Raw genomic sequence first — 13,517 nt, 5'->3', positions numbered from 1 at the left:
GGGACGCTCTCCGTCTTTCGGTCGTGTACCCCCTACCGGATTCGAACCGGCGCTACCGCCTTGAAAGGGCGGCGTCCTAGGCCGCTAGACGAAGGGGGCCCGTGGTGGCGGACATGGTCGCCACTCGACTCGCCAAGTCTAGAGGACGTGGCGGGGCGGCGTGCAAACGGTTACCCCGGAGAGGGGGTGCGGGACGGCGTGACGGTCGGGGACGGGGTGCGGGACGGCCAGTCGGACGGGAACTCCGAGGGGAACGGGGACGTCGGGGACGCGGGCGGGGACGCGGCCGGGGGCTGGGGCCTGAGGGCGCGGTCCGGGGCGGGTTCGAGGTGGCGTTCGATCTGCGCGGAGGTGAGGCCGAGGCCTCCGAGCCGGAGGTCGTCCCAGCCCTGGAGGCGGTGGCTGGCACGGCTGAAGTAGAGGACGGACAGCTCGATCGGGGTGGGCTCCTCGTGTTCGAGGCCGCGCAGGCCGGCGCCGCCGGTGGAGCCCTGGACGAACAGGCGGGTGCCGGTCGGCAGGAGCTTGGTCGAGCGGGCGTGGGTGTGGCCCGCGAGGACCATGGGGGCGACACCGGAGAAGCCCTCGCCCTCGGAGGGGTCGTGGGTGACGACGAGGTCGGGGAGTTTGCCCGCCTTGCGGAGTTCGTCGGCGTGCCGGAGGCCCTCGGCGCGGAGCTGGTCGGCGCCGACGTAGTCGTCTCGGGTGCTCTTGTCGGGGGTGAAGCGGGGGTCGCCGAGGCCGTAGACGCGCAGGCCCGCGACCTCGCGGGTCCCGCCGCCGTCCAGGACGATGGCGTTCTTCTCCCGCGCGACGGCCTTCTGGGTCTCCTTGGAGTCGTGGTTGCCGCGGACGTAGACGTAGGGGACCTTCAGGCCGGAGATCTCGTCGGCGAACTTGTCCTCGGGCTTGCTGCCGTGGTCCATCAGGTCGCCGCTGTCGATGATGACGTCCACCTTGAACTGGGTGCTGACGGACTTGATCACGTTCCAGGCGGCGGGGTTGAGGTGGATGTCGGAGACGTGCAGGACGCGGATGGTGGACGGGTCGGGCTCGTAGGTGGGGAGGGTGGAGGTGGTGGCGTACAGCTCGGAGATGTTGCCGACGAGGCGGGCGAGCTGGGCGCGGTAGGCGGAGAAGCGCTCGACGATGCTGCGGGCGTCGCCGACGACCTGCGGGGCGTTGGCGAGCAGGCCGGTGTAGCGGGGCTCGGCGATGGACTGGGGGTTGAACGTCCCCCAGGTGACGAGGGTGAGGGCGACGAGGCCCGCGGCCGCGGAGCCCAGCCCGAGCAGTGCGCGCCGCCAGGAGCGGAACAGGACGAGGGACGCGAGGAAGCTCGTGGCGAGGCCGATGAGGACGGCGCGCAGGAGGAGCTCGGAGAGGCCGTGCCGGAGCTGGCCGCCGATCTGGTCGGTGAGCCGGTCGAGTTCGGTCTCGTCCTCGATCAGCTGCTTGGCCTGGTCGGGGCGCAGGTCGGTGAGGCGCGCCTCCAGGGAGACGGGCCCCCCGTGGGTGTCGAGCCGGAGGGAGCCGAGCGGGGGCAGCTTCAGGACCGTCCCGCCGTGCAGGGACGGGTGCAGGGTGAGCTGGACGTCCGCGGGGCCGACGGGGGTGACGTAGCTGCCGCCGGCGAGGAGGCCGAGATAGCCTCCGGCGAGCCCGACGACGATGACGAGGGAGAACCGCGTCCAGCGGCTTTCGAGGGCGGGCCGGGCGCGGCGGGTGACCGGCGAGCAGGCGGCGCGGACGCGCGCGGCCTGTGCGCGCACGGCGGCGAGAGCCTGGGTCGACGCGGCGCGGACCTTGGGCACGTGTTCCCCTTCTGTCGAGCAGAATGATCGGTGTGATGGAGTTGTCGCGAGAGGCGTTCGAGGACCTCGTGGCGGAGGCTCTCGACAGTGTGCCGCCCGAGCTCACCGCCCACATGCGCAATGTCGTCATCGTCGTGGAGGACGATGCGCCGGAGCGCGGCCTTCTCGGCCTGTACCAGGGCATCCCCCTCACCGAGCGGGGCGACTGGTACGGGGCCGTCCTGCCCGATCACATTTCGATCTACCGCCACGAGATCCTCCGTATCTGCGACACCGCGGAGGACGTGGTGGAAGAAGTCCGGATAACAGTCGTACACGAGATCGCGCACCACTTCGGGATCGACGACGAGCGGCTGCACGAACTCGGATACTGATTCGGGAAATGCGCACTGTAGGTCACGCAACTGCCACGCAGCGTGAGTTAATAGGGGAGGGCGCCCGGCACCGGGCGGGCTGAACTGGAGCGTGCGTGGCGGGAAGGCAGACCGGCCGGCATCGTCGACCGCCGGATGAGCAGGCGACCTACCGCGAGGTGTTCGCGGTGGGTGAGTTCCGCGCCCTCTGGCTCGCGCAGGCCCTGTCGTTCGTCGGCGACCAGCTCGCGCAGGTCGCGCTCGCCGTGCTCGTGTACGACCACACCAGGTCGACGCTGCTCACGGCGCTGATGTACGCGCTGACCTACCTGCCGCCGATCGTGGGCGGGCCCGTGCTGTCCGGGCTGGCCGACCTCTTCCCGCGCCGCACGGTCATGGTCGTCTGCGACGTCCTGCGGGCCGGGCTGGTGGCGGTGATGGCGCTCGTGCCGATGCCGGTCGCGGGCCTCGCGGGGCTGGTGTTCCTCACGGTGCTCCTGGGGACGCCGTTCTCCGCCGCCCGCGCCGCCGTCATGCCGGACGTGCTGGAAGGCGACAGGTATGTGGCGGGGTCGGCGATCGCGAACGTCACCCAGCAGATCACGCAGGTGCTGGGCTTCCTCGTGGGCGGCGCGGCCGTCGCCGTCGTCGGGACCTACGAGGCGCTCGGGCTGGACGCGCTGACGTTCGGCGCGTCCGCCGTCGTGCTGATCGGCGGGCTGCGGCGGCGGCCCGCGCAGCGGCGCAGGGAGCTCCAGTCGCTCGGGCTGTGGCGCGGCACGCGCGACGGCGTGCGGCTCGTGTTCGGCGATCCGGTGCTGCGGTCGCTGGTGCTGTTCGCGTGGCTGTGCGCGTTCTACGTGATCCCCGAAGGCCTGGCCGTCCCGTACGCGGCGACGTTCGGGGGCGGCGCGGTGACGGCCGGGCTGCTGCTGGCGGCGATGCCGGCGGGGATGGTGGTGGGCTCGCTGCTGTTCAGCCGGTTCGTCCGCCCGGCGAGCCGGCTGCACGTCATGGGGTGGATGTCGATGCTGGCGTGCCTGCCGCTGATCGGCGCGGGCGCGCATCCGCCGCTGTGGTGCGTCGTCGCGCTGTGGGCGCTGTCGGGCGTCGGCGGCGCCTACCAGCTCGCCGCCAACACCGCGTTCGTGGGCGCGGTGCCGGCGTCGGGGCGGGGGCAGGCGTTCGGGCTCGCCCAGTCCGGCATCCTCGCAGGGCAGGGCGTCGGCATCCTCGTCGGCGGCGCCGCGGCCCAGGTGCTGGGGCCGGAGACCGTGGTGGCGCTCTCCGGCGTCCTCGGCCTGTCGGCCGCCGCCATCCTGACCCTGGGCTGGAACCAGGTTCGCGGAGGCGTCATCGCCGGGTCCCGCGAGCACGTCGAACCCGTCGTCGTCACCCCCTCCTCCGGGGGCGGCGACGAACTGTCCGGCATCCCCGCGTCCTAGGGCCTGTCTCGAAGTGGCTCCGGTCAAGCGCGCGAACGCGTGACCTGGCCGGTGGAGCGAAGCCGGAGGCGAGCGGAGCCGGGCAGATCGCGAAGCGATGCCGCGTTCGCCAAGGCCCGGTCACGTAGCGAGCCGCGAGGCGAGCGAAGTGGGCCGGGACTTTGAAACACAGCCTAGGCGTGGGTGCGGTTCTTGTTGACGGCGTCCTTGCCCTTCCGCACCGCGTCCTGGACGGTCGGTGAGTCGCTCGCCTTCTTGAACAGGTCCTCGGCGACCGACTTCTGCGCGCCCTCCTCGGGGATGAGGAGCCACGCGATCGCGTAGAGCGCGACGCCCGCCCCGCCGAAGAGCGTGAAGACGGCCAGGCCGAGCCGCAGGAGGTTGGGATCGACGCCGAGGAACCGGCCGGCACCGGAGCACACGCCGGCGATCATGCGTCCCTCGTGCGTGCGGCGGAGCTGCTTGCCCGTGGTCTTGTCCATGTCCATGCCTCGATCATGCCCACCCGAAGGTAACTCTGACATCCGGATTCGCCCTGATTCATCCCTGATCGGACCCCTGCCCGGTCAGGGTCGGGTCTCCGACGTACCCTCGTCGCGGACGGCCCCCGACGGAGGAGACCCCGCATGGACGTGCTGCGCGTGGACGACCGGCTCACCGACGAGGAGCGGATGGTCCGCGACACCGTGCGCGCCTTCGTGGCGGAGAAGGTGACGCCGCACCTGGCGGGCTGGTTCGAGGACGGGACGTTCCCCGCGCGCGAACTGGCCCCCGAGCTGGGCAAACTGGGACTGCTCGGCATGCACCTGGAGGGCTACGGCTGCGCCGGGACGAGCGCCGTCGCCTACGGGGTCGCGTGCCGGGAGCTGGAGGCGGCCGACTCGGGGCTGCGCAGCTTCGTGTCCGTCCAGGGGTCGCTGGCGATGGCGGCGATCCACAAGTACGGGTCGGAGGACCAGAAGAACGAGTGGCTGCCGAGGATGGCCGCCGGGGAGGCGATCGGCTGCTTCGGGCTGACCGAGCCCGACCGCGGCTCCGACCCCGGCGGCATGCTCACCCGCGCCGTCCGGGACGGCTCCGGCTGGGTGCTGGACGGCGCCAAGATGTGGATCACCAACGGGTCGATCGCCGACGTCGCGGTGGTGTGGGCGCGCACCGACGACGGGATCCGCGGCTTCCTCGTCCCCAAGGGCACCCCCGGGTTCACGGCGAGCGACATCCACCGGAAGCTGTCCCTGCGGGCGTCGGTCACCTCCGAGCTGGTGCTGGACGGCGTGCGGCTGCCGGAGTCGGCGATGCTGCCCGGCGTGAAAGGCCTGAAGGGCCCGCTCGGCTGCCTCTCCGAAGCCCGCTACGGGATCCTGTGGGGCGCCGTCGGCGCCGGACGGTCCTGCTACGAGGCGGCCGTCGACTACGCCAAGACCCGCGAGCAGTTCGGCAAGCCGATCGGGTCGTTCCAGCTCACCCAGGAGAAGCTCGCCTGGATGGAGGTCGCCCTCGGCCAGGCAGGCCTCGTCGCTCTGCACGTCGGGCGGCTCAAGGACGAGGGGAACGCGACCCCGCAGCAGGTCTCGTTCGGCAAGCTCGCGAACGTCCGCGCCGCGCTGGACGTCGCCCGCGAGGCCCGGACCGTCCTCGGCGCCAACGGGATCACGCTCGAATACCCGGTCATCCGGCACATGAACAATCTGGAGAGCGTCCTGACCTACGAGGGCACCCAGGAGGTTCACCTGCTGACCCTGGGGAAGGCCGTCACCGGGCTGGACGCCTTCCGTTAAGCGTTGCTTGAACGCTGCGCGTAGGGTTATTCACTGGACGTCCTGCATCCGACCTGGGCAGACTCGCCCGGTCAAGCGATCTACACAAGGGAGCGGCATGAGAGTCGGCATCGTCGGGGCCACCGGACAGGTCGGGGCCAAGATGCTCGAGATCCTGGCCGAACGGGGATTTCCGGTCGACGAGCTGCGGCTCTTCGCCTCGGCGCGCTCCGCGGGCCGCAGGCTCCCGTGGAACGGCACCGAGATCACCGTCGAGGACGCGACGGCCGCCGACTACACCGGCCTCGACATCGTGCTGTTCTCCGCGGGCAAGACCACGTCCAGGGAACTGGCCCCGAAGGTCGCCGCCGCCGGAGCCGTCGTGATCGACAACTCCTCGGGCTGGCGCATGGACCCGGACGTCCCGCTGGTCGTCGCCGAGGTCAACCCGCACGCCGCGACGCAGCGCCCCAAGGGCATCATCGCCAACCCGAACTGCACCACGATGGCCGCGATGCCGGTGCTGCGCCCCCTGCACGCCGAGGCCGGGCTGACCGCCCTCGTCGTCTCCACCTACCAGGCCGTCTCCGGCAGCGGCCTCGCGGGCGTCGCCGAGCTGCACGACCAGGCGGCCAAGACCGTCCAGACCGCCGACCGGCTCACCCATTCCGGGACGGCCGTGGAGTTCCCCGAGCCGTCGGTCTACGTGAGCCCGATCGCGTTCAACGTGCTCCCCATGGCGGGCTCGATCGTCGACGACGGCCGCGCCGAGACCGACGAGGAGCAGAAGCTCCGCAACGAGAGCCGCAAGATCCTGGAGCTGCCGGACCTGAAGGTGTCGGGCACCTGCGTGCGCGTCCCCGTCTTCACCGGGCACTCCCTCCAGGTCAACGCCCGCTTCGAGCGCCCGCTCAGCCCCGAGCGCGCCAGCGAGCTGCTGGCGGGCGCGCCCGGCGTCGTCCTCTCGGACGTCCCGACGCCGCTGCAGGCCGCCGGCCAGGACCCCACCTACGTGGGCCGCATCCGCCGCGACGAGACCGTCGAGAACGGCCTCGCCCTCTTCTGCTCCGGAGACAACCTCCGCAAGGGCGCGGCCCTCAACACCGTCCAGATCGCCGAACTGGTCGCCGCCGAGGCCTAACGGCGCCCCCGCACCTCCAGCGTCTCGAGTAGGGCGGCGGTGCTCCGCGCGATCTCCTCGACGGCCCGGTCGAACGCCTCCGCGTTGTGCGAGGCGGGCGCCCGGAACCCGGAGATCTTCCGCACATACTGGAGCGCCGCCGCCCGCACGTCCTCATCGGTGACGTCATCGGAGTAAGGCGGACGAAGCGTCTTGATACTTCTGCACATGTGTCCAGCATGCCCGCCCCCACCGACAACCCGCACCAGACCGAAGCGCCCCCATCCGCAGGAGCAGACCCGGGGCCGACACCGTTGCCGGGGCTGACCTCAGCCCCTGCCGCAACCCCGCAACGACCTGAAGGGTTGCGATCGCGTCCGAAGGCAGGTTCGAGCGTGCGAGAACCTGATCGCGAAGCGAGCCGCAAGGCGAGTCGGAGCGATGCCGGCGATCGCCCGCAGTGCCCGACGATGGAGGGCCGCCAGGCCCGAAGGAGGAGGGCACTGCAATAAGCACGAAAACGCCCCTCTTGGCATGTGGCCAAGAGGGGCGTTCTCGGGCGGGGGGCGGGCCCCGTCTCGCTGGTGAACGGCCCTGGGGGTGGGGGTCGGGCTGTTCACGAGTTGATCGCGGCGGGTGGGAGGGTGTCAACGGATCCATCCGCCACTGGATTTTCAGTTGTGTGAACGGGGCCGTGCAAAACTCTGAAACCGGCCCCTGGCCTGCGGCTACTTGGTGATCTTGAGGTTGTCGAGGCCGGCCTCGACGAGGCTGCCGGTGCCGTTGTCGGCGGCTTCGGCGATGATGCGGACGGTCTGGCCGGCGTAGGCGGAGACGTCCGCGGTCTGCGTCTGCCAGGAGCCGGCCCGGTTGGACGCCGCGCCCGCCTGGTTGAGGACGGTCGTGGAGCCGTTCGGCCCGACGACCCGCACCCGCAGGTAGTCGTCGGTGGAGCTGTTGTTGAGGTGGGCGAGGTACCAGGAGAACGACAGCGTCTTCGAGCCGGCCGGCAGCGCGATCGCGGGCGACTGGACGGTGGTGGTGCCGCCGTCGAGGTCGTTGGTCCCGGCGTCGGTTCCGGCGGCCGCGCCCGTCACGAGGGCGCCGCTGCCGCCCGCGGCGGCGAGCTGGAGGCTGGTGCCGGAGTAGCTGGTCGGCTGCGGGGTGCCGCGCTCGAAGGCGCCCGCGGTGGCGGTGTCGGTGCCGTTCGGGTTCGCGGTCCAGCCGGTGCCCGATTCGAGGTCGTCGGAGAAGACGGTGTCGCCGGGGGGCTCCGTGGTGCCGCCGTCGCCGCCGAGCGTCCAGACGGCGTGGGCGATGGCGTCGGCGTTGCGGTCGAGCGCCGTGTCGTCGATGTTGGACGTGGTGTCGCACGACGAGTGGTAGCAGCGGTCGAACGCGACGCCGGCCTGGCCGCCCCACAGCTGCGCCTGCTGGGTCGTCTTGCGTCCCTCGGCGCCGGTGAACAGGCCGCCGGCGGCGATCCCGTACCGGATGAACGGCCCGTAGTCGGAGCGGCCGTCGAACGCGGTGTCCTGGACGGGCACGTTGATCGACTGGAAGTGGGCGCGCAGCGTCTGCTCGATCTCGGCGGATCCGGCGGGGCCGCCGCTGCCGCTGGAGCCGTCGCCGTCGTAGGCGAAGTAGCCGGGGTTGGGGGAGCCGACCATGTCGAAGTTCAGATAGCCCTTGATCTTCGACCGCTCGGTGGAGGGGAGGTTGTTGACGTAGTTGGTCGAGCCGACGAGGCCGAGCTCCTCGGCGCCCCACCAGCCGAACCGCAGGTGCCGCTTGGGCGCGTACCTCTCGCGGGCGACGGCGAGGGCGACCTCCAGGTTCGCGGCGGAGCCGGAGCCGTTGTCGTTGATGCCGGGCCCGGCCGTGACGCTGTCGAGGTGCGCGCCGGTCATGAGGACGTTGTTCGTGTCGCCGCCGGGCCAGTCGGCGATGAGGTTGTAGCCGGTGGAGCCGTTGTAGGTGAACGACTGGACGCTCGTCTGGTAGCCGGCGGCGTCCAGCTTGCCCTTCACGTAGTCGATCGAGGCGCGGAAGCCGGTGCGGCCGTGGGCGCGGTTGCCGCCGTTGGCGGTGGCGATGCTCTGCAGCTGGGACAGGTGCGCCTTGACGTTCGCGAGCGGGATGTCGGGGGCGGCCAGCGTGGCGGGCGCTGCCGCCGCGCCCGAGGGGGCGAGCAGGGCCGACGCCGCGAGGGCCGCCGCGCCCAAGGCCGCGATCATGCGCGATCTCATGCGTTCCTCCAGGTAGGGGCGCGGCCCGCGACGGGGGAGCGGGCCCCGTCACGGGCCGCGGGCGGGGGGCGGTCAGGCCTTGGTGACGGAGACGTTGTCGATGCCGGCCTCGACGAGGCTGGCGGTGCCGTTGTCGGCCGCCTCGACGAGGATGCGGACCGACTGGCCGGCGTAGGCCGACAGGTCGTACGTCGCCGTCTGCCACGCCCCGGCCTTGTTGGCCGCGGCGCCGCTCTGGTTCAGCACGGTGCTCGACCCGTTCGCGCCGACGACGCGGACGCGCAGGTAGTCGTCGGTCGAGCTGTTGTTGAGGTAGGCGAAGTTCCAGGAGAACTTCAGCGACAGGGTGCCGCTCGGCAGGCTGATCGCCGGGGACTGGACGCTGCTGACGCCGCCGTCGAGGTCGTAGGTCCCGGCGTCGGTTCCGGCGGCCGCGCCCGTCACGAGGGCGCCGCTGCCGCCCGCGGCGGCGAGCTGGAGGCTGGTGCCGGAGTAGCTCGTCGGCTGCGGGGTGCCGCGCTCCCAGCGGCCCGCGGTGGCGGTGTCGGTGCCGTTCGGGTTGGTCGTCCAGCCCGTCCCGGACTCGAGGTCGTCGGAGTAGACGGTGCCGGGCTGGCCCTGCCCGACGGTCAGCGTGTAGGTGGCCGTGCGGTCGACGGACGCGCCGTCGGCGAGAACGGTCAGCTTGTAGGTGCCGTCAGCGGTCCCGGCCGGGACGGTGACGGTCATCGTGGACGACTGGCCCGAGGTGATCGTGGCCGGGGAGAACGACGCGGTCGGGCCGGACGGGCTGCTCGTCGCCGACAGCGAGACCTGCTGGGCGGTGCCGCCGGTGGTCTGGGTGGCGACCGTGGCGGTCGCCGTCCCGCCCGCCTGGGCGCTGCCCGAGCCGGGGCTCAGCGTGACCGAGAAGTCGTTCTGCTGGGTGCCGCAGGACGCCTCGCCGCTCTGCGCGGGGACGTTGATCGCGCTCCACGCGGCCTTCACCGCGTTGCACTCGGTGGCCGAGCCGGGGAACAGTTGCAGCGCCGCGTTGATCGTCTCGACGCGGGCGCGGGCGTGGCTCCAGCTCGTCACCTTGCGGTTCAGGCCGCCCATGAAGATCTGGCCGGCCTTCTGGATGCCGATGCCGGTGACGGTGGAGCTGTTGCAGGTCGGGCTGGTCGGGTTGCCGTTGCTCGGGTTCGAGCCCTCCGCGAGCAGGTAGAACCAGTGGTTCTGCGGGCCGGCCGCCGCGTGCACCTCGGTGCTCGGGATCGAGGACGAGTAGCAGTTCGGGTCGCCGAGCGCCGACGGGTTGTACATGTTGCGGATCGGGCCCTGGCCGACGAGGTCGACCTCCTCGCCGACCAGGTAGTCCGGCGGGTCGAGGGTGGAGGGCTCGTTCATGTAGTGCTCGGTCAGCGCGCCGAAGATGTCGCCGGCCGACTCGTTCATGCCCCCCTTCTCGTTGCCGCTGCCGCCGCTGTCGCCGCCGGGCGTGGTGGTGAAGACGGCGTGGCCGTTCTCGTGGCCGACGACGTCGACCGAGGTGGCCTGCTTGGTGCCGGCCTGGTTGTGGCCGAAGTTGGTGTAGCTGCCGTTCCAGTAGGCGTTGACGTCGTTCAGGCCGACGCGGAGCGGGAAGCCGCCGCCGCTGCCGTTGATGCCGTTGCGGCCGAGCCAGGAGCCCAGCATGTCCCATTCCTTCTGGACCGCGTAGAGGGCGTCGACGCAGGCGGTCTCCAGGTCCGTGCCGCTGCCGCTGCCCCAGGCGCTGTCGGTGCCGGTGTAGGCGGAGCCGTTCTGGCCGCCGCACCGGATGCCGGAGCGCTGCGGGTCGGTCATGGACGTGGCGGCGGTGCTGAGGTCGACGGTGCCGTGGTAGTAGCTGCGGTCGTCGGCCGCGTCCCGGACCTCGTCGTAGGTCTTGACGACCTTGCCGGACCTGGCGTCGACGAACACGTGCAGCTTCGTCGGGGCCTTCTTCTGGGTGCCGCTGACGACGGTCTCGTAGACGAGGCGTCCCGTGCCTTCGGCGAGCACCGTCAGGCGGGGCGTGGAGGCGGTCTCGACCTTGGACACGCGGGTGCGCGAGGTCTCGGCGGCCTGCGCCGCGCCGACCGACGCCTTGGTCGACACGTCGAGCGTGCGGGTCTGGTCGACGGAGGTGCTCAGCACGCCGCCGCTCGCGTTGGTGGTGACGACGAAGTCACCGCCGTAGACGGGCAGGCCGTCGTAGGTGCGCTCGTAGGCCACGTACTGGAGGCCGCGCAGGCCCGAGGTGACCCCGCGCCGGACGATCCTGTCCTTGGGGGCCTTCTTGAACGCGGCGGGCTTCGCCGCGACCAGGCGGTCGGCCGAGGCGGCGGCGACGGTGCGGGGGTCCGGCCTGGCCGGTGCCGCGGGGGCGGTGCGGGGTGTCGCACCTGAGGCGGGCGAGGACATCGCCACGGCGAGGCCGACGGACAAGGCCGCCGCCCCGATCGCGGTCTGGTGTCTCACGGGGGTGCTCCTTCCACGTGCCGGACGGGCGGAGGGGGTGGGCACGCGGAGGCCCTTGTAAGAGCGCTCCAGGTACCGCCGCCCGCCCGGCGGGGGGTTTGGATGGGGGACTCATCCGGATGAGCTGACCCGAAGTGCACCCTGGTTCGAGAAAGGTGTCAATAAATCCATTTAGTTCTGGATTTTCAATTCTGTGGAATGTGTCGCTGAAACCAATGGAATTCCGTGGCGGAGCAGCGCGGACGGGCCGGGCCGATGGATCGGCCCGGCCCGTCCGGCAGGGAACCACGGGGGCGGCGCGCGCGTTGAGACGCCCGGCCCGCCCGGGTGGGGATCAGGGGGCGATGCGGTGGCAGAGCCAGGACAGCGCCAGGGGGTAGCGGTAGTCGATGCCGCCGTGGCCGGCGTCGAACAGCTCGAAGTGGATCGCGTCCTCGGCGACGCCGGCGTCGAGCAGCGCCCGGTGGAACGCCTGCGCGCCGATGTCGAGGTACCACTCGTCGCGCGTGCCGCCGTCGATCCAGATCGCCCGCTGCGAGCGCATCGCCTCGGCGTGCTCCGGGACCATCCGCACCGGGTCCCAGGCGAGCCAGCGGTCCCACACCTCCGGGCGGAGCACGCCGGTGACCGGGTCGAACGGCAGCTCGGCCGTGCCGTCCTCGCGCGCGGAGTAGCACAGCGCCATGCCGAGGATGTTGAGCAGCTCCATGTCCTCGGGCTTGGTGAAGGAGGTGCGGCTCCTGAAGTCGTCCCACCAGCGCCCGATGTCGCCGTCGTACTTGCGCAGGTGCCGGACGCACTTGGGGAACTCGGTCAGGTAGCAGTACTCGAACAGGGCGTCGCCGGCGTGCGTGGCGAGCGCGCCGAACAGGTCGGGACGGAGCATCGGCGTGATCATCGCGCCGTAGCCGCCGCTGGACTTGCCGCTGATCGCCCGGTGCCCGGGCGCGTCGAGCGTCCGGTAGTGGCCGTCCACCCACGGGACGATCTCGTCGCAGATGTAGGAGTGGTAGCGGCCCGTGCCGGGGGAGTCGACGAACTGGCTGCCGCCGTGAGCCGTCCAGGCGTCCACGAACACCACGATCGCGGGCGGGGCCTCCCCGGAGGCGAACACCGCGTCGGCGGTCTCGGGGAACGGCCGCCGGTACGGCATCCGGTTGCGCCAGATCCCGACGTGCCCGGTGAACCCGGTGATCACGTAGACGCTGGGGTAGCGGCGGTCCGGTTCGTCGTCGTAGCCGGGCGGTACGTACACCAGTACCGGCCGTTCGTGCGGGTCGTCCAGCGGGTTGCCGCGCAGCAGCTCGCTGCCGACGACGTGCTCTTCGAGGCGGCCGGCGAGATCGGCGGACCACGGCTGCATCGCGTACTCCCTCGTCGCAAGCGGATGATCAGCTCGACGCTAACCCATGGCCGGGACGGGGCCGCCGGGCCGGGTGTCACACCGCGGCCCGGTCCTCCGTTCCTACTGTCGAAGGAAGGAGACGAAGATGACCGACAACGCCGCACTCCTGAGGGACCTGCACCGCCCGGGTGACCCGCTGCTGCTGCCCAACGTCTGGGACGCGGGGAGCGCGAAGATCGTCCAGGAGGCCGGGTTCCCGGCGCTCGCCACCGCGAGCGCCGCCGTGGCCGCCATGCTCGGCTACCCCGACCACGAGGGCGCGCCCGTGGAGGAGATGTTCGCCGCCGCGGGACGCGTGATCCGCGCTGCGACCGTCCCCGTCACCGTGGACGCCGAGGCGGGGTACGGGCTGCGGCCCGGTGAGCTGGTCGAGCGGCTGCTGGCCATCGGAGCGGCCGGCTGCAACCTGGAGGACACCTATGCCGGGGAACTGGCCGCGCCGGAGGCCCAGGCGGAGTACATCGCGGCCGTCCGGGAGGCGGCCGGGGACGCCCTGGTGATCAACGCCCGGGCCGACGTGTTCGTCGCCAAGGTCCCGGACCCGGTCGAGGACGCGATCGCGCGGGGCCGGCTGTACCTGGAGGCCGGCGCCGACTGCGTGTACCCGATCACGGCGCCGCCGGACGCCGTCCCGGCCCTGGTCAAGGGGATTCCGGGCCCGGTCAACGCGAACAACTTCCCGGGCACCTCGCTCGCGGAGCTGGCGGAGATGGGCGTCGCTCGCGTCTCCTACGGCCCGATGCCGTACCTGCGCGCCCTGGACTCGCTGAAGGAGTTCGCGGGCCGCGTCCTGGCGAAGGAGAACCCCTACGCCTGACCTGGTCGGCCGCGCGGCAGGGGTCGCCTGACCCCGGCCTCCGTGCGGGCCCGCCTTGCAAGTGCGCACTTAC

11 protein-coding genes and 1 tRNA gene are annotated in these 13,517 nt (G+C 71.7%); 5 read left to right on the top strand and 7 right to left on the bottom strand.

Annotation, left to right across the window (positions count from 1 at the left end; translation table 11 throughout):
* Window positions 1-26: 26 nt before the first annotated feature.
* Together BJY14_RS17575 and BJY14_RS47240 are read right to left on the bottom strand one after the other, a co-directional pair.
* Window positions 27-99: transfer RNA gene (locus BJY14_RS17575), tRNA-Glu, on the bottom strand.
* A gap of 71 nt (window positions 100-170) precedes the next feature.
* Window positions 171-1,814, bottom strand: coding sequence for a metallophosphoesterase family protein (locus BJY14_RS47240; protein WP_312879280.1), 1,644 nt, complete (start codon window positions 1,812-1,814; stop codon window positions 171-173).
* Window positions 1,815-1,837: 23 nt separating this feature from the next.
* Between BJY14_RS47240 and BJY14_RS17565 the strand changes: the two genes are divergently transcribed.
* Window positions 1,838-2,188 carry a metallopeptidase family protein gene (locus BJY14_RS17565; protein WP_218905445.1) on the top strand — a complete coding sequence of 117 codons (351 nt, stop codon included), beginning with the start codon at window positions 1,838-1,840 and terminating at the stop codon, window positions 2,186-2,188.
* Window positions 2,189-2,283: 95 nt separating this feature from the next.
* Window positions 2,284-3,612, top strand: coding sequence for an MFS transporter (locus tag BJY14_RS17560; protein WP_179844603.1), 1,329 nt, complete (start codon window positions 2,284-2,286; stop codon window positions 3,610-3,612).
* Between the two features lie 173 nt (window positions 3,613-3,785).
* On the opposite strand, the gene BJY14_RS17555 is transcribed toward BJY14_RS17560, so the two are convergent.
* The gene (locus BJY14_RS17555; RefSeq protein WP_179844602.1) at window positions 3,786-4,100 is read right to left on the bottom strand and encodes a PspC domain-containing protein; all 315 of its coding nucleotides are present in this window, start codon (window positions 4,098-4,100) and stop codon (window positions 3,786-3,788) included.
* Window positions 4,101-4,238: 138 nt separating this feature from the next.
* Between BJY14_RS17555 and BJY14_RS17550 the strand changes: the two genes are divergently transcribed.
* Window positions 4,239-5,390 (top strand): acyl-CoA dehydrogenase family protein, encoded by a 1,152-nt coding sequence (locus BJY14_RS17550; RefSeq protein WP_179844601.1) that lies wholly within the window; start codon window positions 4,239-4,241, stop codon window positions 5,388-5,390.
* A gap of 97 nt (window positions 5,391-5,487) precedes the next feature.
* The gene (locus tag BJY14_RS17545; protein WP_179844600.1) at window positions 5,488-6,510 is read left to right on the top strand and encodes an aspartate-semialdehyde dehydrogenase; all 1,023 of its coding nucleotides are present in this window, start codon (window positions 5,488-5,490) and stop codon (window positions 6,508-6,510) included.
* Here BJY14_RS17545 and BJY14_RS17540 read toward each other — a convergent pair.
* From BJY14_RS17540 to BJY14_RS17525, 4 genes are all read right to left on the bottom strand, one after another.
* Window positions 6,507-6,719 carry a DUF2277 domain-containing protein gene (locus tag BJY14_RS17540; protein ID WP_179844599.1) on the bottom strand — a complete coding sequence of 71 codons (213 nt, stop codon included), beginning with the start codon at window positions 6,717-6,719 and terminating at the stop codon, window positions 6,507-6,509. The two genes, BJY14_RS17545 and BJY14_RS17540, sit on opposite strands and share 4 nt — an antisense overlap.
* A gap of 498 nt (window positions 6,720-7,217) precedes the next feature.
* On the bottom strand, window positions 7,218-8,738 hold the full coding sequence (locus BJY14_RS17535; protein WP_218905443.1) for a M28 family peptidase: 1,521 nt from the start codon (window positions 8,736-8,738) through the stop codon (window positions 7,218-7,220).
* A gap of 72 nt (window positions 8,739-8,810) precedes the next feature.
* Window positions 8,811-11,222, bottom strand: coding sequence for a M4 family metallopeptidase (locus BJY14_RS17530; RefSeq protein WP_312879278.1), 2,412 nt, complete (start codon window positions 11,220-11,222; stop codon window positions 8,811-8,813).
* 334 nt (window positions 11,223-11,556) lie between these two features.
* Complete coding sequence (locus tag BJY14_RS17525; protein ID WP_179844598.1) at window positions 11,557-12,585, bottom strand: alpha/beta hydrolase; 1,029 nt, start codon at window positions 12,583-12,585, stop codon at window positions 11,557-11,559.
* Window positions 12,586-12,712: 127 nt separating this feature from the next.
* Between BJY14_RS17525 and BJY14_RS17520 the strand changes: the two genes are divergently transcribed.
* Window positions 12,713-13,444: an isocitrate lyase/PEP mutase family protein gene (locus tag BJY14_RS17520; RefSeq protein ID WP_179844597.1), complete on the top strand. Its 732-nt coding sequence runs from the start codon at window positions 12,713-12,715 to the stop codon at window positions 13,442-13,444.
* Window positions 13,445-13,517 lie beyond the last annotated feature (73 nt).

The sequence above is a fragment of the Actinomadura luteofluorescens genome, from assembly GCF_013409365.1.
GTDB classification, from domain to species: domain Bacteria; phylum Actinomycetota; class Actinomycetes; order Streptosporangiales; family Streptosporangiaceae; genus Spirillospora; species Spirillospora luteofluorescens.
The sequence above is the reverse complement of the archived record's forward strand: the minus strand, read 5'-3'. Positions and strand labels throughout refer to the sequence as shown.